The 19,580-nt window shown below is 64.0% G+C and carries 17 protein-coding genes and 1 other RNA gene; 16 read left to right on the top strand and 2 right to left on the bottom strand.

Features of this window, described 5'->3' with window-relative positions; translation table 11 throughout:
* Positions 1-57: 57 nt before the first annotated feature.
* Complete coding sequence (locus ACOKS3_RS24255) at positions 58-429, bottom strand: YraN family protein (protein WP_103449215.1); 372 nt, start codon at positions 427-429, stop codon at positions 58-60.
* Positions 429-2,246 (bottom strand): penicillin-binding protein activator, encoded by a 1,818-nt coding sequence (locus tag ACOKS3_RS24250; protein WP_422763760.1) that lies wholly within the window; start codon positions 2,244-2,246, stop codon positions 429-431. The genes ACOKS3_RS24255 and ACOKS3_RS24250 overlap by 1 nt, the downstream gene beginning before the upstream one ends.
* A 221-nt stretch (positions 2,247-2,467) precedes the next feature.
* Between ACOKS3_RS24250 and rsmI the strand changes: the two genes are divergently transcribed.
* The 16 genes from rsmI to ftsA all read left to right on the top strand — a co-directional run bounded on the left by rsmI (position 2,468) and on the right by ftsA (position 19,577).
* A complete protein-coding gene (rsmI, locus tag ACOKS3_RS24245; RefSeq protein WP_181004561.1) occupies positions 2,468-3,310 on the top strand; it encodes a 16S rRNA (cytidine(1402)-2'-O)-methyltransferase in 843 nt (280 codons plus the stop codon).
* A gap of 67 nt (positions 3,311-3,377) precedes the next feature.
* Positions 3,378-3,737: RNase P RNA component class A (gene rnpB, locus ACOKS3_RS24240), an RNA gene on the top strand.
* A 309-nt stretch (positions 3,738-4,046) separates the two neighbouring features.
* Complete coding sequence (gene mraZ, locus ACOKS3_RS24235) at positions 4,047-4,502, top strand: division/cell wall cluster transcriptional repressor MraZ (RefSeq protein ID WP_011535546.1); 456 nt, start codon at positions 4,047-4,049, stop codon at positions 4,500-4,502.
* Positions 4,499-5,446, top strand: a complete 948-nt coding sequence (rsmH, locus tag ACOKS3_RS24230) for a 16S rRNA (cytosine(1402)-N(4))-methyltransferase RsmH (RefSeq protein ID WP_103449218.1) — start codon at positions 4,499-4,501, stop codon at positions 5,444-5,446. Before mraZ ends, rsmH begins: the two co-directional genes overlap by 4 nt.
* Positions 5,443-5,736, top strand: coding sequence for a cell division protein FtsL (ftsL, locus tag ACOKS3_RS24225; protein WP_103449219.1), 294 nt, complete (start codon positions 5,443-5,445; stop codon positions 5,734-5,736). The genes rsmH and ftsL overlap by 4 nt, the downstream gene beginning before the upstream one ends.
* Positions 5,736-7,469 (top strand): peptidoglycan D,D-transpeptidase FtsI family protein, encoded by a 1,734-nt coding sequence (locus ACOKS3_RS24220; RefSeq protein WP_181004563.1) that lies wholly within the window; start codon positions 5,736-5,738, stop codon positions 7,467-7,469. Before ftsL ends, ACOKS3_RS24220 begins: the two co-directional genes overlap by 1 nt.
* Complete coding sequence (locus ACOKS3_RS24215) at positions 7,466-8,956, top strand: UDP-N-acetylmuramoyl-L-alanyl-D-glutamate--2,6-diaminopimelate ligase (RefSeq protein ID WP_374755324.1); 1,491 nt, start codon at positions 7,466-7,468, stop codon at positions 8,954-8,956. The genes ACOKS3_RS24220 and ACOKS3_RS24215 overlap by 4 nt, the downstream gene beginning before the upstream one ends.
* Positions 8,949-10,316, top strand: a complete 1,368-nt coding sequence (locus ACOKS3_RS24210; RefSeq protein ID WP_103449221.1) for a UDP-N-acetylmuramoyl-tripeptide--D-alanyl-D-alanine ligase — start codon at positions 8,949-8,951, stop codon at positions 10,314-10,316. The genes ACOKS3_RS24215 and ACOKS3_RS24210 overlap by 8 nt, the downstream gene beginning before the upstream one ends.
* A complete protein-coding gene (mraY, locus tag ACOKS3_RS24205; RefSeq protein ID WP_054884625.1) occupies positions 10,316-11,398 on the top strand; it encodes a phospho-N-acetylmuramoyl-pentapeptide-transferase in 1,083 nt (360 codons plus the stop codon). Before ACOKS3_RS24210 ends, mraY begins: the two co-directional genes overlap by 1 nt.
* Before the next feature lie 6 nt (positions 11,399-11,404).
* Complete coding sequence (murD, locus tag ACOKS3_RS24200; protein ID WP_103449222.1) at positions 11,405-12,751, top strand: UDP-N-acetylmuramoyl-L-alanine--D-glutamate ligase; 1,347 nt, start codon at positions 11,405-11,407, stop codon at positions 12,749-12,751.
* A complete protein-coding gene (gene ftsW, locus ACOKS3_RS24195) occupies positions 12,748-13,962 on the top strand; it encodes a putative lipid II flippase FtsW (protein ID WP_103449223.1) in 1,215 nt (404 codons plus the stop codon). The genes murD and ftsW overlap by 4 nt, the downstream gene beginning before the upstream one ends.
* Entirely contained in the window at positions 13,952-15,031 is a 1,080-nt protein-coding gene (gene murG / locus ACOKS3_RS24190; protein WP_103449224.1) for an undecaprenyldiphospho-muramoylpentapeptide beta-N-acetylglucosaminyltransferase, read from the top strand. The genes ftsW and murG overlap by 11 nt, the downstream gene beginning before the upstream one ends.
* The gene (gene murC / locus ACOKS3_RS24185) at positions 15,024-16,472 is read left to right on the top strand and encodes a UDP-N-acetylmuramate--L-alanine ligase (protein WP_103449225.1); all 1,449 of its coding nucleotides are present in this window, start codon (positions 15,024-15,026) and stop codon (positions 16,470-16,472) included. Before murG ends, murC begins: the two co-directional genes overlap by 8 nt.
* Complete coding sequence (locus tag ACOKS3_RS24180) at positions 16,469-17,425, top strand: D-alanine--D-alanine ligase (protein WP_422763761.1); 957 nt, start codon at positions 16,469-16,471, stop codon at positions 17,423-17,425. Before murC ends, ACOKS3_RS24180 begins: the two co-directional genes overlap by 4 nt.
* Positions 17,426-17,430: 5 nt before the next feature.
* Positions 17,431-18,300, top strand: a complete 870-nt coding sequence (locus ACOKS3_RS24175; RefSeq protein WP_103449230.1) for a cell division protein FtsQ/DivIB — start codon at positions 17,431-17,433, stop codon at positions 18,298-18,300.
* 14 nt (positions 18,301-18,314) lie between these two features.
* Entirely contained in the window at positions 18,315-19,577 is a 1,263-nt protein-coding gene (gene ftsA, locus ACOKS3_RS24170) for a cell division protein FtsA (protein WP_103449232.1), read from the top strand.
* The last annotated feature ends 3 nt before the right edge of the window (positions 19,578-19,580 follow it).

The following is a 19,580-nucleotide window of genomic DNA, read 5'->3' as shown; positions in this document are numbered from 1 at the left end:
TGCTACGCGCAACAAGGACCAGCCCGCGAAACATAGAGCAAAAAAATCGGAGTGGGTTCAGCATTCGAAGGCGTTTTTCAGCCATTGAAGCGGCTGGCCTGCATGGCGACTGCCCTGCATGGCGACAACATCGAAGCGGCAGGGGTGATTGGCCCAGCGGAACTCCTTCTGCAGGAACAGAGTGGCGGCAAGCACCAACCGTTTCTGCTTGCGCCCGTCAATGCTGCCGAGGGCGCCACCGAAGTCCGCGTGCAACCGGTAGCGGACTTCGACGAATACTACTGTATCGGCGTCGAGCATGACCAGATCAAGCTCGCCGCCTTTGCATCGCCAATTGCGTGTCAGCAGTTGCAGGCCTTGCCCTTGAAGGTACTCAAGGGCTTGGGTTTCTGCCGCCTGGCCAGCGCTGGTCGGCGATGCTTTGGGCATCAGCGCGAGGTGTCTGGCAGACGCTTGACCTGGCCGCCGGTGAACTCGGCCCATGGCAGCTGGCGCTCGACGCGCTGGCTGGCGTTGATGCTCAGGCTGCCGGACAGGCCTTGCACGCGGTTGTCTGGCAATGCCTTCAGCTGGCCCAGGCGTGGTGCCAGGCTGTAGGCGTCGACACCCATGGCGTACAGGCGGCCGAGGCTGCCTGCGGCTTGCGGCCACTGCTGCACGACCTGTTGGCGCAGGCTGTTGCTGGTGTCGAGCAGCCACGGGGTTTCGCAGAAACGAATGCCGTTCATGTCGTTGTACTGGTTGACGTCACCACTGGCGCTGTACAGGTTCGAGGTGGCGTAGACCGGTACGTCACCGGCGTACTGGAAGTTCAGGGTCGGCTTGATCTGCTGTGCCTGTTGTGGGGTCGAGGCGAGGAAGATGAAATCGATGTCCTGGCGACGCGACGGTTGGGCCGCGATGTTGCCGCCCACGGTACTCTGCAGGCTCTGGGCGCGGCCTTCGCTCTGGCGCAACTGGAACAGGCTGGCGATCTGCTGGGCCAGTGCAACCGGCTGGGCGATGCGCTCGGCGGCGATGATGGTGCCGCCATTGCCTTCCCAGTCCTGACGGAAGGCGGCCAGCACGCGGTCACCCCACTCACCGCTCGGTACCAGGGCCACGGCGCGGACCATGCCGTCAGCGCGGGCGCGACGTGCCACTTCGCGGGCTTCGTCCTCGGCGGCGAGGCCGAACTGGAACAGCTGGGGTGGTGCTTTCTGGCCGGCGTCGGCGTAGTTCAAGGCGAGGGTGGTGATGGGCAGCTGGGTGTTGCCAGCAAGCTGCTTGACCAGCGGCTTTTCAAGCGGGCCGACCACCAGTTGCACGCCATCGGCCTGGGCCTGGCGATAGAAGGCGTCGAGCGAGCCGATGCGCGAACTGTCGTAGACCTGCACGGCAGGCGCTTGCCCGCCTGCCTGCTGGGCCTGGAAGTGGGCGGCCATGAAGCCGTCACGCAGGGCGCGGGCAACGCCGGCCAGTGGGCCTTCCTGGGGCAGCAGCAGGGCGATTTTGGTCAGCGGTTGGCTGGCCAGTTCCTTGAGCTTGATCAGGGCCGTTGGCAGCTGCTTGGCGGCTGGGTGATCAGGGTGCTGGTTGCGCCAGGCTTCGATGGCAGCCTGCTGCTGCTCCAGGGTGCCGGCGCTTTTCACTGCCAGCGCCAGGCTGGTCCAGCCGGCCAGGATTTCGTTGTTGGCAGGCTGTTGCAACTGCTCCGCTGGCAGCGAAGCGACCAGGGCCCAGATCGCGTCATTGTTGGCGCTGGCAGCCTGACCGCTGAGCAGCGGGCTCAGCAGCACGCGTTGCTGGGCGGCGGCCATGGCCTGGCCGTCGGCCTCGAGGGCGGCGGCGTGGACGCTGTAGGTGCGCACCTGCTGTTGCTCGGGCAGCTCTGCGATGTGTTGCAGGCTCGGGTGGGACAGCGCGGTCAGCGCGGCCTTGGGCTGGTTGCGGCTCATGGCCAGTTCGGCGCCGAGGGTGGCGGCGAAGATCTGCTGGGCCGGCTTGAGCGTGTCCATCGGCACCTGCTCGAGGATGCGTGCGGCGCGTGGGAAGTCCTTCTGCTTGTAAGCCAGGTCGGCAGCGCTCAGGCGCAGCAGGGCAGCGTCTTCGGCGGACTTGCTGGTGGCGGCCTTCTCGAGCAGTTGCTCGATGCTGGCATCCGGGGTGCGTGGCAGTTCGCCCAGGCTGGATGAGGGCGAGCTGGCGCAGGCTGCCAGCAGGGCAGCGAGGCAGAGGGCTGTGAGCAGCCGCAGGCAAGCGATCATGTAAAGGTCCTGTTACTCGATCAAGTTGGCCGGCAATTGTACCCAAGCGGCGGCCGGGGCGCGATCTGCCGTTAGCAGAACCTTCACTATAGGCGTCTGGCCGATGACCGCCGATGAAGTTCTTTGCGCCCTGTTACCGGCGCTCGGGCTACAATAGCGCCTTTGATCCGAAAGGCAGGATGTGTGCAGTGACTGATGTGGCCGGGGCTTCGAAATCCACCATGGGGACGCTTTATGTGGTCGCGACCCCCATCGGCAACCTTGATGACATGAGCGCCAGGGCGCTCAAGGTGCTGGCCGATGTCGCCCTGATCGCCGCCGAGGACACCCGGCATTCGATCCGCCTGTTGCAGCATTTCGGCATCGATACGCCGCTGGCGGCCTGTCATGAGCACAACGAGCGCGACGAGGGCGGGCGCTTCATCACCAAGCTGCTGGCCGGTGAAGATGTGGCGCTGGTATCCGATGCCGGTACGCCGCTGATTTCCGACCCGGGCTACCATCTGGTGCGCCAGGCGCGGGCCGCCGGGGTCAGCGTGGTGCCAGTGCCAGGCGCCTGCGCCTTGATTGCCGCGCTTTCGGCAGCCGGCCTGCCTTCCGACCGCTTCATCTTCGAAGGCTTCCTGCCAGCCAAGGCCGCCGGGCGTCGGGCCCGTCTGGAGCAGGTCAAGGAAGAGCCTCGCACGCTGATCTTCTACGAGGCACCTCACCGCATCCTGGAGTGTCTCGAAGACATGGAGCTGGTGTTCGGCGGCGAGCGCCCGGCGCTGCTGGCGCGCGAGCTGACCAAGACCTTCGAGACCCTCAAAGGCCTGCCGTTGGCTGAACTGCGTGCGTTCGTCGCCGGCGACAGCAACCAGCAGCGCGGCGAGTGCGTGGTGCTGGTCGGTGGCTGGAGTGCACCTGAAGGCGAGGATGCGATCAGTGCCGAGGCGCAGCGTGTATTGGATCTGCTGCTGGCCGAATTGCCACTGAAAAGGGCGGCGGCATTGGCAGCGGAAATCACTGGCGTGCGCAAGAACCTGTTGTATCAAGTGGCCCTGGAAAAACAGAAAGCGCAGTAGTGGCAATTAGACATAATTGACGGTATCGCTTGTTCTTGCGCGCGCGTGCCGTTAACCTTGTCGGCGGAGAGTCGATCGGACAGTCGCTGCCGTCTTTTGTTCCGCAAAAGATGGGGGAGGAAAGTCCGGGCTCCATAGGGCGGAGTGCCAGGTAACGCCTGGGAGGCGCGAGCCTACGGAAAGTGCCACAGAAAATAACCGCCTAAGCACTTCGGTGCCGGTAAGGGTGAAAAGGTGCGGTAAGAGCGCACCGCACGGCTGGCAACAGTTCGTGGCTAGGTAAACCCCACTCGGAGCAAGACCAAATAGGGTTCCATCAGGCGTGGCCCGCGTCGGAACCGGGTAGGTTGCTAGAGGCGTCCAGTGATGGCCGTCGTAGAGGAATGACTGTCCTCGACAAAACCCGGCTTACAGATCGACTCTCCACCTTTTCCCTTCCTGCTTGATTCGATAGCAGATCCCTCTTGGTAATACCAAAAAGATCTTACTCTTAATAATTCACTTTAACTTCGAACGGCATTCGTTTGAGTCGGTTTGATTTTTCTCGTGTTTTTCCCCGTCTGGCAGTCCTTGCGCATTCCTTTGTTGCGCTAAATCTCGGTCCTGTAAGGCTTTTCCTTATGAACGTGCCTTGACGGTGCAGCGGGCGGATTCCTATAGTGTGCGCAAGTGGCAGAAAGTGGGATGAAGTGGGTTTTCTGGCACAAAAAAGTTACCATTGTGGGGAATCGCAGCCGTGTTCCGCGGAGCCAACGCCGTCAGCCTCGATGCCAAGGGCCGTCTCGCCATGCCGAGCCGGTACCGTGACGAGCTCGATTCGCGTTGCAATGGTCAGCTGATCGTGACCATCGACGCTGTTGACCCCTGCTTGTGTGTTTATCCCCTCGATGAGTGGGAGCAGATTGAAGCCAAGTTGCGTGCCTTGCCGTCGTTGCGTGAGGAAAACCGCCGCCTGCAGCGCTTGCTGATCGGTAATGCGGTTGACCTGGAGCTCGATGGCAGTGGGCGTTTCCTGGTGCCGCCCCGCCTGCGTGAGTACGCCAAGCTGGACAAGAAGGCGATGCTGGTGGGGCAGCTGAACAAATTCCAGCTGTGGGATGAGGATGCCTGGAACGCGGTTTCGGCAGCCGACCTTGCAGCTATCCAACAACCGGGCGCCATGCCCGACGATTTGCGTGACCTGATCCTGTGACCATAGATAGCGGCTTCAACCACATCACCGTCCTCCTCGACGAAGCTGTCGAGGCATTGGCCCTGCGCGCCGACGGTTGCTATCTGGACGGCACCTTCGGGCGTGGCGGCCATAGCCGCCTGATCCTCAGCAAACTCGGACCGCAAGGGCGGCTGCTGGGCTTCGACAAAGATCCTCAAGCGATTGCCACCGGGCAAGCGCTGGCGGCCGAAGACGGCCGCTTTGTCATTGTGCAACGCAGTTTTGCCGAGCTCGGCTCGGAAGTCGCCGAGCGTGGTCTGGCCGGCAAGGTCAGCGGTATCCTGCTTGACCTGGGCGTGTCCTCGCCGCAGCTGGATGACCCCGAGCGTGGCTTCAGCTTCCTCAACGATGGGCCGCTGGACATGCGTATGAATCCGGATCAGGGCATCAGCGCTGCCGAGTTCATCGCCACCGCCCCCGTCGAAGAAATTGCCCGTGTCTTCAAGGAATACGGTGAAGAGCGCTTTGCCGGGCGTATGGCCCGTGCCGTGGTCGAGCGCCGTGAGAAGCAGCCCTTCACCCGCACCGCTGATCTGGCTGAAGTGCTCAAGGTCGCCAACCCGGCCTGGGAAAAGGGCAAAAACCCGGCGACCCGTGCCTTCCAGGGCCTGCGTATCCACGTCAATAACGAGCTGGGTGACCTCGAGACTGGCCTGGAAGCTGCGCTCGACGCCCTGGAAGTAGGCGGCCGTCTGGCGGTCATCAGCTTCCACTCGCTGGAAGACCGCATCGTCAAGCTGTTCATGCGCAAACTGGTCAAGGGCGAGGCCGACAACCTGCCACGCAACCTGCCGGTACAGCACAAGATCTTCGAGCCGAAGATCAAGCTGATCGGCAAGGCCCAGTTTGCCTCCGAAGCCGAACTCAAGGCCAACCCGCGGTCGCGCAGCGCCGTGATGCGGGTGGCGGAGAAGCTTCGGTGAGCCGGCTATTTGCCAAACCTCTGCCAGGCGGAAGCTTCCTGATGCTTCTGCTGTTTGTCGGTGTGCTCATTTCGGCCATTGCCGTGTCTTACAGTGCCCACTGGAATCGTCAGTTGCTCAACACCCTGTACGGCGAGTTGAACGAGCGTGACAAGGCCCAGGCCGAGTGGGGCCGGCTGATTCTCGAGCAAAGCACCTGGACCGCCTCCAGCCGTATCGAGAGCCTGGCCTCCGAACAGCTGAAGATGCGTGTGCCTGCAGCTGACGAAGTACGGATGGTGGCGCCATGATGAAGCTCGAAGGCGCACTCTACCCCTGGCGCTTCCGGGTAGTGATCGGCTTGCTGGCCCTGATGGTCGGCGCCATCTGCTGGCGCATCATCGACCTGCAGGTAGTCGACCGTGACTTCCTCAAGGGCCAGGGCGATGCTCGCAGCCTGCGTCACATTCCCATTCCTGCGCACCGTGGCCTGATCACCGACCGCAACGGCGAGCCGCTGGCGGTCAGTACCCCGGTCACCACCTTGTGGGCCAACCCCAAGGAAATGCAGGCCGCCAAGGATCGCTGGCCGCAGCTGGCTGCTGCCCTTGGGCAGAACGCACAGCAACTGACCGAGCGCCTGACCCAGCAGGCCAATAAAGAGTTTATCTACCTGGTCCGCGGCCTGACCCCGGAGCAGGGCCAGCACGTGCTCGATCTGAAAGTCCCGGGCGTGTATGGACTGGAAGAATTCCGCCGCTTCTATCCGGCCGGCGACGTGACCGCGCACATGGTCGGCTTCACCGACCTCGACGACCATGGTCGCGAAGGCGTGGAGCTGGCCTACGATGAATGGCTGGCCGGCGTGCCCGGTAAGCGGCAAGTGATCAAGGATCGGCGCGGCCGGCTGATCAAGGACATCCAGGTCACCAAGAACGCCAAGGCCGGCAAGACCTTGGCGTTGTCGATCGACCTGCGCCTGCAATACCTGGCCACCCGCGAACTGCGCAACGCCATTGCCGAACAGGACGCCAAGGCCGGCAGCCTGGTGATCATGGACGTCAAGACCGGTGAGGTCCTGGCCATGGTCAACCAGCCGACCTACAACCCGAACAACCGTCGCAGCATGTTCCCGGCCGCCATGCGTAACCGGGCGATCATCGACGTGTTCGAGCCGGGCTCGACGGTCAAGCCGATCTCGATGAGTGCGGCGCTGCAGAGTGGCCGCTGGAAGCCGAGCGACAAGGTCGAGGTGTATCCGGGCAGCCTGCAGATTGGTCGCTACACCATCAAGGACGTGTCCAAGAGCGAGGGCCCGATCCTCGACCTGACCGGCATCCTGATCAACTCATCCAACGTCGGCATGAGCAAGATCGCCTTCGATATCGGCGGCGAGGCCATCTACCGGGTCATGTCCCAGGTCGGCCTGGGCCAGTACACCGGCCTCGGCTTCCCGGGCGAGCGCGTCGGCAACCTGCCCAACCACCGTGAGTGGCGCAAGGCTGAAACTGCGACCCTGTCCTACGGCTACGGTGTGTCGGTGACCGCCCTGCAGCTGGTGCACGCCTACGCGGCGCTGGCCAACGACGGCAAGATGGTGCCGCTGTCGATCCTCAAGGTCGACAAGGCGCCGGAAGCGGTGCAGGCCATTCCGAAGGAAACCGCCGAAACCGTCCAAGGCATGCTGCAGCAGGTGATCGAAGCGCCGCGCGGCGTGTTCCGTGCCCAGGTGCCGTTCTACCACGTGGCCGGCAAGTCCGGTACCGCACGTAAGGCCACCGTCGGCTCCAAGGGTTACACCGAAAACGCCTACCGCTCGCTGTTCGCCGGCTTCGGCCCGATGAGCGACCCGCGCTACGCCATCGTCGTGGTCATCGACGAGCCGGGCAAGGGTGGTTACTTCGGTGGTCTGGTATCGGCCCCCGTATTCAGCAAGGTCATGTCGGGAACCCTGCGCCTGATGAACGTGCCGCCAGATAACCTGCCGCCGCCGAGTGATCCGCAGCAGGCCAGTGCAGCACCCGCCAAGGGAGGGCGTGGATGATGACGATGCCATTGAGCAAGCTTTTCGCCCACGCCAGCCGTGATCCGCTGATCCGTGAACTGACCCTGGATAGCCGTCAGGTGCGTCAGGGCGACCTGTTCCTGGCCGTGCCAGGTGCCAAGGTTGATGGCCGTGAGCACATTGCCGATGCACTGTCGCGTGGCGCTGCGGCCGTGGCTTACGAAGAGCAGGGCGTCAACGTGCTGCCGCTTACCGATGTACCGCTGATTCCTGTGAAGGGTCTGATCGGCCAGCTGTCGCAAATTGCCGGGCGCTTCTACGGCGAGCCGAGCCGTCAGCTGAACCTGGTGGGCGTCACCGGCACCAATGGCAAGACCAGCGTCACGCAGCTGGTGGCTCAGGCGCTCGATGCGCTGGGCCAGCGCTGCGGCCTGATCGGCACCTTGGGCACCGGCTTCTATGGCGAGCTGCAGAGCGGCCGCCTGACCACGCCCGATCCGATCGCCGTGCAGTCGACCTTGAGCGACCTCAAGAAGGGCGGCGCCAAGGCTGTGGCCATGGAGGTTTCGTCCCACGCCCTGGAGCAGGGCCGTGTTGCTGCGCTGGAATTCGATATCGCGGTCATGACCAACCTGTCCCGCGACCATCTGGACTACCACGGCAGCATGGAGGCCTACGAGGCCGCCAAGGCCAGGCTGTTCGCATGGCCGAGCCTGCGTTGCCAGGTGGTCAACCTGGATGATGACTTCGGTCGCCGCTTGGCCGACGATTTTGCTCGCCGCCCGAGTGTCGATCATATCGAGACCCGGCTGCTCAGCTACAGCCTGGAAAACCCGGACGCTTCGCTGTTCTGCCGCGAAGCGCATTTCGATGATGATGGCGTGCGCGCCACGCTCGTCACCGCTCAAGGTGAGCGCACTCTGCGTAGCCAGCTGCTGGGTCGCTTCAACCTGAGCAACATGCTCGCGGCGGTGGCCACGCTGCTGGCGCTGGACTACTCGTTGGAGGAGATCCTCAAGGTCGTCCCCGCCCTGCAGGGCCCGGTCGGCCGCATGCAGCGCCTGGGTGGCGGTGACAAGCCGCTGGTAGTGGTCGATTACGCACATACCCCTGATGCCCTGGAAAAAGTCCTCGAAGCCTTGCGCCCGCATGCTCACGGCGAGCTGCTGTGCCTGTTCGGCTGCGGTGGTGACCGTGATCGCGGCAAGCGCCCGCTGATGGCCGAAGTGGCCGAGCGCCTGGCCGACCGGGTGCTGGTCACCGACGACAACCCGCGTACTGAAGACCCGCTGCGCATCTTCGACGACATTCGCCCTGGTTTCGCCAAGCCTGCCGACATCGAGTTCGTCGCTGGCCGTGGTGAAGCCATTGCTCACCTGATCGCCACCGCTGCTGCCGATGACGTGATCGTCCTGGCCGGCAAGGGGCACGAGGACTACCAGGAGATCAATGGCGAGCGCCATGCCTTCTCCGACCTGATCGAAGCCGACAAGGCACTTGCAGCCTGGGAGGCACCACATGCTTAAGCCCATGACCCTCAGCCAGCTGACCGGCGCTTTGAATGCGCGCCTGGTCAACGCCGACGCCAGCTTCACCGGTGTCAGCATCGACAGCCGCAGCGTTGCTGCCGGCCAGTTGTTCGTTGCCCTGAGCGGGCCACGCTTCGATGGCCATGACTACCTCGCCGACGTGCAAACCAAAGGCGCCGTTGCTGCACTGGTCGAGCGCGAAATTGCCGATGTTGATCTGCCGCAGCTGCTGGTTGCCGACTGCCGCGTAGCACTCGGCCAGCTCGGTGCGCTGAACCGCGCTGCCTTCGACAAGCCAGTCGTCGCCATCACCGGTTCCAGCGGCAAGACCACGGTCAAGGAGATGCTCGCCAGCATCTTGCGCACCCGCGGCCTGGTGCATGCCACCCGCGGCAACCTGAACAACGACCTAGGTGCACCGCTGACCTTGCTTGAAATTGCTCCGGAGCACAGCGCTGCGGTGATCGAGCTGGGCGCTTCGCGCATCGGTGAAATCCGCTACACCGTCGGCCTGACCCAGCCGCAGGTGGTGATCATCAACAACGCCGGTACTGCCCACGTTGGCGAGTTCGGCGGCCCCGAGAAGATCGTCGAAGCCAAGGGCGAGATCCTCGAAGGCCTGGGCGAGGGCGGTATCGCCATTCTCAACCTGGACGACAAAGCCTTCGCCATCTGGAAGGCCCGTGCCGGTGCGCACAAGGTAATCAGCTTCGCTCGTGGCAACGATCAGGCTGATTTTTACGCCAGCGACATCGGTCGCGATGCCCGTGGCTGCCCGTCGTTCAAACTGCATGGCGCGGGTGAAACGGTAGACGTGCAACTCAATGTGCTAGGCGAACACAACGTCAGCAACGCCCTGGCCGCTGCCGCCGCTGCCCATGCCGTTGGTCTGAGCCTGAATGGCATCGCCGCCGGCCTCAACGCCGTGCAGCCGGTCAAGGGCCGTACCGTGGCGCAAATCGCCCCGAGCGGTGTGCGGGTAATCGACGATACCTACAACGCAAATCCCACCTCGATGTGCGCGGCCATTGATATACTCCGCGCCTTTTCCGGGCGCACCGTTCTGGTGCTGGGGGATATCGGCGAACTGGGTCAGTGGGCGGAAGAAGGCCACCGGCAGGTGGGTGATTACGCACGCGGCAAGGTTGACGCCGTGTATGCAACAGGTTCAAACATGGTTCATGCGGTCAAGGCGTTCGGCGCCAATGGCCGTCATTTCGCCACTCAAGCTGAGCTGATCGACGCCGTTCGCGCCGAGACTGCCAGCGACACCACTATCTTGATCAAGGGCTCGCGCAGCGCTGCGATGGAAAACGTCGTGGCTGCATTGTGCGGTGCCAGCGGGGAGAAACATTAATGCTGCTGCTGTTGGCCGAGTATCTGCAACAGTTCCACAAGGGCTTCGCGGTCTTCCAGTACCTGTCCCTGCGCGGGATTCTTGGTGTACTGACCGCGTTGTCACTGGCGCTGTGGCTGGGGCCGTGGATGATCCGTACCCTGCAGATTCGCCAGATCGGTCAGGCCGTTCGTAACGACGGCCCGCAATCGCACCTGTCCAAGTCCGGCACTCCGACCATGGGTGGCGCACTGATCCTGTCTGCAATCGGCGTCAGCACCCTGCTGTGGGCCGACCTGTCCAACCGCTATGTCTGGACCGTGCTGATCGTCACCCTGCTGTTCGGTGCCATCGGCTGGGTCGACGACTACCGCAAGGTGATCGAAAAGAACTCGCGTGGCCTGCCGAGCCGCTGGAAGTACTTCTGGCAGTCGGTGTTCGGCCTGGGCGCGGCAGTGTTCCTGTACATGACCGCCCCGACTACTGTCGAAACCACCTTGATCGTGCCGTTCCTCAAGGACGTCACCATCCCGCTGGGTATCGGCTTCGTCGTACTGACCTATTTCGTCATCGTCGGTTCGAGCAACGCGGTCAACCTGACCGACGGCCTCGATGGCCTGGCGATCATGCCAACCGTGATGGTCGGCGGCGCCCTGGGTATCTTCTGCTACCTGTCGGGTAACGTGAAGTTTGCCGAATACCTGCTGATCCCTTACGTACCGGGCTCGGGCGAGCTGATCGTGTTCTGCGGCGCGCTGATCGGTGCCGGCCTGGGCTTCCTTTGGTTCAACACCTATCCGGCCCAGGTGTTCATGGGCGACGTCGGCGCACTGGCGCTGGGCGCTGCATTGGGCACCATCGCCGTGATCGTGCGCCAGGAGATCGTGCTGTTCATCATGGGCGGCATCTTCGTGATGGAAACCCTGTCGGTGGTGATTCAGGTCGCCTCGTTCAAGCTCACCGGCAAGCGCGTGTTCCGCATGGCACCGATTCACCACCACTTTGAACTCAAGGGCTGGCCTGAGCCACGCGTGATCGTCCGTTTCTGGATCATCACCGTGATTCTGGTACTGATCGGCCTGGCAACCCTGAAACTGAGGTAGAAAAGCGTGTCATTGATCGCTTCCGACCAATTCCGCATCGTTGTCGGCCTCGGCAAGAGCGGCATGTCCCTGGTTCGCTTCCTGGCGAACCGGGGCATTGCCTTTGCGGTCGCCGACACCCGTGAGCAACCGCCGGAACTGGAAACCCTGCGCCGTGATTACCCGCAGGTGGAAGTGCGCTGTGGTGAACTGGACGTGGACTTCCTGTGCCGCGCCAACGAGCTGTACGTGAGTCCGGGCCTGGCCCTGGCCACCCCGGCCCTGCAGCAGGCGGCGGCACGTGGCGTGCAGCTGTCCGGTGACATCGAACTGTTCGCCCGCCATGCCAAGGCGCCGATCGTGGCGATCAGCGGCTCCAACGCGAAAAGCACCGTTACCACCCTGGTCGGCGAGATGGCCGCCAAGGCCGGCAAGCGCGTGGCCGTGGGTGGCAACCTGGGCACCCCGGCGCTGGACCTGCTGAGCGACGATGTCGAGCTGTATGTGCTGGAGCTGTCGAGCTTCCAGCTGGAGACCACCGACCAGCTCAACGCCGAAGTGGCCACCGTGCTGAATATCAGCGAAGACCACATGGACCGCTACAGCGGCCTGCCGGCCTACCACCTGGCCAAGCACCGGATCTTCCGCGGTGCCCGTCAGGTCGTGGTCAACCGCCAGGATGCCCTGAGCCGGCCGCTGCCGGTGGAAGGCCGCCCATGCTTCACCTTCGGTCTCAACCAGCCAGATTTCAAGGCCTTCGGCCTGCGCGAAGTCGATGGCGAGAAATACCTGGCGTACGAATTCCAGACGCTGATGCCGGTGCGTGAGTTGAAGGTTCGTGGCGCCCACAACCAGAGCAACGCCCTGGCGGCCCTGGCCCTCGGTCACGCTGCCGGCCTGCCGTTCGAGCCAATGCTCGAAGCGCTGCGTGAATTCAAGGGCCTGGCTCACCGTTGCCAGTGGATCCGTGAGCGCAACGCCGTCAACTGGTACGACGATTCCAAGGCCACCAACGTTGGTGCTGCCCTGGCGGCGATCGAAGGCCTGGGTGCGGACATCGACGGCAAACTGGTGCTGATCGCCGGTGGCGACGGCAAGGGTGCCGATTTCGCCGCCCTGCGCGAGCCGGTCAACAACTTCTGTCGCGCCGTGGTGCTGCTTGGCCGTGATGCCGAGCGCCTGGCCGAGGCCCTGGGCGATGGCGTGCCGCTGGTGCGGGTCAAGACCCTGGATGAGGCTGTGCAGCAGTGCGCCGAGCTGGCCCAGCCGGGTGACGCGGTGCTGCTGTCGCCGGCCTGCGCCAGCCTCGACATGTTCAAGAACTTCGAAGAACGCGGGCGCCTGTTCGCCCAGGCGGCGGGAGGGCTGGCATGATCTTCGGCATCCTCAAGCCGTATCCGTCGCCGCTGATCAGCGGCCGTGGCGTCGACCTCGACTTCGCCATGCTGGCCGGTTGCCTGGCGCTGCTGGGCCTGGGCCTGGTGATGATCACCTCGGCGTCTTCGGAAGTTGCTGCGGTGCAGTCCGGTAACCCGCTGTACCACATGTACCGTCACCTGGTGTACGTGTTCCTCGGCCTGGTTGCCTGTGGCGCGACCATGATGGTGCCGATCGCCACCTGGCAGCGCATGGGCTTCATGATGCTGATCGGTGCCTTCGGCCTGCTGGTGCTGGTGCTGGTGCCGGGGATCGGCCGTGAAGTGAACGGTTCGATGCGCTGGATCGGCTTCAGCTTCTTCAACGTGCAGCCCTCTGAGATCGCCAAGGTGTTCGTGGTCATCTACCTGGCTGGCTACCTGGTGCGCCGGCAGACCGAGGTGCGCGAGACCTGGATGGGCTTCTTCAAGCCGTTCATCGTGCTGCTGCCAATGGCGGCTCTGCTGCTGATGGAACCGGACTTCGGCGCCACCGTGGTGATGATGGGGGCCGCCGCCGCGATGCTGTTCCTCGGCGGGGTGGGGCTGTTCCGCTTCAGCCTGATGGTGGTGCTGGCGGTGGCTGCGGTGTTCATTCTGGTACAGGCGCAGCCTTACCGGATGGCGCGCCTGATCACCTTCACCGACCCCTGGTCCGACCAGTTCGGCTCCGGCTACCAGCTGACCCAGGCACTGATCGCCTTCGGCCGCGGCGAGTGGCTGGGTGTCGGCCTGGGCAACAGCGTGCAGAAGCAGTTCTACCTGCCTGAAGCGCACACCGACTTCGTGTTCTCGGTACTGGCCGAAGAGCTTGGCGTGGTTGGCTCGCTGGTGACCATCGCGCTGTTCGTCTTCGTCACCATCCGCGCGCTGTACATCGGCCTGTGGGCAGAGAAGGCCAAGCAGTTCTTCGCCGCCTACATGGCGTTCGGCCTGGCGTTCCTGTGGATCGGCCAGTTCCTGATCAACATCGGCGTGAACGTCGGCCTGCTGCCGACCAAGGGCCTGACCCTGCCATTCCTCAGTTACGGCGGTTCATCGCTGGTGATCTGCTGTGCCTGCGTGGGGTTGCTGTTGCGCATCGAATGGGAAAGTCGCACGCACCTGGGCAGCGAGGAGCACGAATTCAAAGAGAGCGATTTTGCCGAGGAGACCAGTCATGGCCGCTGACGGCAGGAACGTACTGATCATGGCAGGCGGCACCGGGGGCCACGTGTTCCCGGCCCTGGCCTGCGCCCGTGAATTCCAGGCCCGCGGCTACACCGTGCATTGGCTGGGCACCCCGCGTGGCATCGAGAACGAACTGGTGCCGCAAGCCGGCCTGCCACTGCACCTGATTCAGGTCAGTGGCCTGCGTGGCAAAGGCAAGCTTTCGCTGCTCAAGGCACCGTTCACCCTGGTCAAGGCGGTGCTCCAGGCGCGCCGTATCGTGCGCGAGCTCAAGCCCGTCTGTGTAGTTGGCTTCGGCGGCTATGTGACCGGCCCAGGCGGCGTTGCCGCACGGCTGTGCGGTGTGCCGTTGGTGATCCACGAGCAGAACGCCCGTGCCGGTACCACCAACCGCCTGCTGCTGCCCCTTGCGGCGCGTGTCTGCGAAGCCTTCCCGGCGACCTTCGACGCCAGCGACAAGCTGCGTACCACCGGCAACCCGGTGCGCCCGGAGCTGTTCATGGATGCCCAACGGGCGCCCCTGGCCGAGCGCCGCGCGCGCCTGCTGGTGATGGGGGGCAGCCTGGGTGCGGAACCATTGAACAAATTGTTGCCTAAGGCCCTGTCCGAAGTACCGGCGAACCTGCGCCCAGAGGTGTTCCACCAGGCCGGCAAGCACCATGCGCCGGCCACTGCCGAGCGTTACCGCGAAGCGGGTGTCGACGCTCAGGTCGAACCGTTCATCAAGGACATGGCCCATGCCTATGGCTGGGCCGATATCGTGGTCTGCCGGGCCGGTGCCCTGACAGTCAGCGAACTCGCGGCGGCGGGCCTGCCTTCAATGCTGGTGCCTTTGCCCCACGCGATCGACGACCACCAGACCTACAACGCCCAATATCTGGCCCAGGAAGGTGCTGCCTTCCTCATGCCACAAGCGACAACTGGCGCAGCGCAACTCGCTGAACGCCTGAACGAGGTGCTGATGCAACCCGAGAAACTCAACACCATGGCTGGCACCGCACGGCGCCTGGCCAAACCTGCTGCAACCAGCACCGTGGTCGATATCTGCCTGGAGGTGGCCCATGGTTGAAAGCCAGAAAGCCATGCCCCAGCCGAAGATGGGCCGCATCAATCGTATCCACTTCGTCGGTATCGGCGGCGTGGGCATGTGCGGTATCGCTGAAGTGCTGCTGAACCTGGGCTACCAGGTGTCCGGTTCCGACCTCAAGGCGTCGCCGGTTACCGAGCGCCTGGAGTCGTTCGGCGCCGAGATCTTCGTCGGCCACCGCGCCGAGAACGCCGCCAATGCCGATGTGCTGGTGGTGTCCAGCGCCATCAACCCAGCCAACCCGGAAGTCGCCACCGCCCTGGAGCGGCGTATTCCGGTGGTACCGCGTGCCGAGATGCTCGCCGAGCTGATGCGCTATCGCCATGGCGTGGCGGTTGCCGGTACCCACGGCAAGACCACCACCACCAGCCTGTTGGCTTCGGTATTCGCCGCCGGCGGTCTGGACCCGACTTTCGTCATCGGTGGTCGCCTGACCGCTGCCGGCACCAACGCGCAGCTGGGCACCAGCCGCTACCTGATTGCCGAAGCCGACGAAAGCGATGCCAGCTTCCTGCACCTGCAGCCGATGGTAGCCGTGGTCACCAACATCGACGCCGACCACATGGCAACCTACGAGGGTGACTTCAACAAGCTGAAGAAGACCTTCGTCGAGTTCCTGCACAACCTGCCGTTCTATGGCCTGGCCGTGATGTGCCTGGACGACCCTGTCGTGCGCGAGATCCTGCCGCAGGTCAAGCGCCCGACCGTCACCTACGGTTTCAGCGAAGAGGCCGACATCCGCGCCATCAACGTGCGCCAGCAGGGCATGCAGACCCACTTCACCGTGCTGCGCCGTGACTGCGAGCCGCTCGAGGTGTCGGTGAACATGCCTGGCAATCACAACGTGCTCAACGCCTTGGCCACCATCGCCATCGCCACTGACGAAGGCATCAGCGATGAAGCCATCGTCCAGGGCCTGTCCGGCTTCCAGGGTGTCGGCCGACGCTTCCAGGTCTACGGCGAACTGCCGGTCGACGGCGGCAGCGTGATGCTGGTCGATGACTATGGTCACCACCCGACCGAAGTGGCAGCAGTGATCAAGGCCGTGCGCGGTGGCTGGCCAAGCCGTCGCCTGGTGATCGTCTACCAGCCGCACCGCTACAGCCGTACCCGCGACCTGTACGACGATTTCGTCCAGGTGCTGGGCGATGCCAACGTGCTGCTGTTGATGGAGGTCTACCCGGCCGGCGAAGAGCCGATCCCCGGTGCCGACAGCCGCCAGCTGTGCCACAGCATCCGCCAGCGCGGCAAGCTGGACCCGATCTACATCGAACGTGGTGCCGAGCTGGCGCCGCTGGTCAAGCCGCTGCTGCGCGCCGGCGACATCCTGATCTGCCAGGGTGCCGGTGACGTCGGTGGCCTGGCTCCGCAACTGATGAAAAGCCCGCTGTTCGCTGGCGCCCAGCAGGAGAAGTCGAAATGACCAGCGCCTACGAACAACTGCACTCGACCCTGGACGTGAAAGCATTCGGCCGGGTGGCCGTGCTATACGGCGGCAAGAGCGCCGAGCGTGAAGTGTCGCTGAAGTCCGGCGCCGCGGTGATCGACGCACTGACCAGTGCCGGTGTCGATGTGGTCGGCATCGATGTCGGTGACGACCTGCTGGAGCGCCTGCAGAGCGAGAAAATCGACCGCGCCTTCATCATCCTCCACGGCCGTGGCGGTGAGGACGGAAGCATGCAGGGCCTGCTCGAGTGCCTGGGCATCCCCTACACCGGCAGCGGCATCCTCGCTTCGGCACTGGCCATGGACAAGCTGCGCACCAAGCAGGTGTGGCAGAGCCTGGGTATTCCGACCCCGCGCCACGCGGTGCTGGCCAGTGTCCAGGATTGTGTTGCAGCCAGTACGGAACTGGGCTTCCCGCTTATCGTCAAACCTGCCCATGAAGGCTCTAGCATCGGCATGGCCAAGGTGAATAGCGAGCAGGAACTGATCGCTGCCTGGCAAGACGCCGCCCACTACGATTCGCAAGTCCTGGTCGAGCAATGGATTCACGGCCCGGAGTTCACCATCGCCGTTCTGCGTGGCCAGGTGCTGCCGCCGATCGCCCTGGGCACTCCGCACGTGTTCTACGACTACGACGCCAAGTACATCGCCAATGACACCCAGTACCGCATCCCGTGTGGCCTGGACAGTGCCAAGGAGCAGGAACTGATCGACCTGACCGCGCGCGCCTGCGATGCCATCGGCATCGAAGGCTGGGGCCGGCTGGACGTGATGCAGGACGAGCAGGGCCGGTTCTGGCTGCTCGAAGTCAACACCGCACCCGGCATGACTGATCATAGCCTGGTGCCCATGGCGGCCCGCGCGGCCGGCCTGGACTTCCAGCAACTGGTGCTGGCGATCCTGGCCGAAAGCGTGGCGACGCGAGGTTAACCATCATGCAAGGCGCAATGATACGTCAGCAGCAACCCGTTACCGGCCGCAGCAAGCCGGTGCCGCGCGGTGCCAGCCGACTGGTGGCCGACGAGCCCGTATCGGCGCGCCTGCCGCGGCCCAGCCTGGGCGGCCTCAAGCGACTGCTGTGGCCGATCGTGCTGGTGGCTGCAGGCTTCGGCGCCTATGAGGGCGCCATCCGCCTGATGCCCTATGCCGACCGGCCGATCACCAAGATCGACGTGCAGGGTGACCTCAGCTACATCAGCCAGCAGTCGGTGCAGCAGCGCATTGCGCCGTATGTGGCGGCGAGCTTCTTCAGCGTCGACCTCACCGCGATGCGCGCCGAGCTCGAGCAGATGCCGTGGATCGCCCATGCCGAAGTACGCCGGGTGTGGCCGGACGAAGTGGTGATTCGCCTGGAAGAACAGCTGCCGGTGGCGCGCTGGGGTGATGAGGCCTTGCTCAACAACCAGGGCCAGGCCTTCACCCCGCGCGAGCTGGCCAACTATGAGCACCTGCCGCAGCTGGCCGGGCCGCAGCGTGCTCAGCAACAAGTCATGCAGCAATATCAGGTATTGAGCCAGATGCTGCGCCCCTTGGGCTTTTCCATCGCTCGCCTTGAGCTGCGCGAGCGGGGCAGCTGGTTCCTGACCACCGGTGCGAGCAGTGCCGGGCCGGGCATCGAGCTGCTGTTGGGGCGCGACCATCTGGTGGAGAAGATGCGCCGTTTCATTGCCATTTACGACAAGACACTCAAAGAGCAGATCACCAATATCGCCCGCATTGATCTGCGTTATGCCAACGGACTTGCCGTTGGTTGGCGGGAACCGAACGCACCGACGACGGCCAAACCCGCCGTTGCGAAGAATTAGAGAGAGGCAGGACCATGGCAAACGCGCATAGCGGCAAAATGATCGTCGGGCTGGACATCGGCACTTCCAAGGTGGTGGCGCTGGTGGGTGAAGTGGGCGAAGACGGCACCCTCGAGATCGTGGGCATCGGCACCCATCCATCCCGCGGCCTGAAGAAGGGCGTGGTGGTGAACATCGAATCGACCGTGCAGTCGATCCAGCGTGCAGTGGAAGAAGCCCAGCTGATGGCTGGCTGCCGTATCCACTCGGCGTTCGTCGGCGTAGCCGGCAACCACATCCGCAGCCTGAACTCCCACGGCATCGTCGCCATCCGCGACCGCGAGGTCAGCGTTGCCGACCTCGAGCGTGTGCTCGACGCCGCCCAGGCCGTGGCCATCCCGGCTGACCAGCGCGTGCTGCACACCTTGCCGCAGGACTACGTGATCGACAACCAGGAAGGCGTGCGCGAGCCGCTGGGCATGTCTGGCGTGCGCCTGGAAGCGAAGGTTCACGTGGTCACCTGCGCGGTCAACGCGGCGCAGAACATCGAAAAGTGCGTACGCCGCTGCGGCCTGGAAATCGACGACATCATCCTCGAGCAGCTGGCCTCGGCCTACTCGGTGCTGACCGATGACGAGAAAGAACTGGGTGTGTGCCTGGTGGACATCGGTGGTGGCACTACCGACATCGCCATCTTCACCGAGGGTGCGATCCGTCACACCGCGGTCATCCCGATTGCCGGCGACCAGGTGACCAACGACATCGCCATGGCCCTGCGTACGCCGACCCAGTACGCCGAAGAAATCAAGATCCGCTACGCCTGCGCCCTGGCCAAGCTGGCCGGCGCCGGCGAGACCATCAAGGTGCCGAGCGTGGGCGACCGCCCACCGCGCGAGCTGTCGCGCCAGGCCCTGGCCGAGGTGGTGGAGCCACGTTACGACGAGCTCTTCACCCTGATCCAGGCCGAGCTGCGCCGCAGCGGTTACGAGGACTTGGTGCCAGCCGGCATCGTCCTCACCGGCGGCACCGCGAAGATGGAAGGCGCCGTGGAACTGGCCGAGGAAATCTTCCACATGCCGGTACGCCTGGGCGTACCGCACAGCGTTCGGGGGCTGAGCGACGTGGTGCGCAACCCGATCTATTCCACCGGTGTGGGCTTGCTCACCTATGGGCTGCTCAAGCAGTCCGAGGACCTGGTCCTGACCGGTAACACCAACAGCAGCAACAACAGCTATGGCGATGAACCGAAGGCCCCAGTGCTTGAGCGCTTCAAGAAATGGGTCCAGGGCAACTTCTAAGTT

The sequence above is a fragment of the Pseudomonas sp. HS6-2 genome (genome assembly GCF_049325675.2).
GTDB classification, from domain to species: Bacteria; Pseudomonadota; Gammaproteobacteria; order Pseudomonadales; family Pseudomonadaceae; genus Aquipseudomonas; species Aquipseudomonas putida_N.
This window is presented reverse-complemented; position numbering and strand designations above follow the sequence as displayed.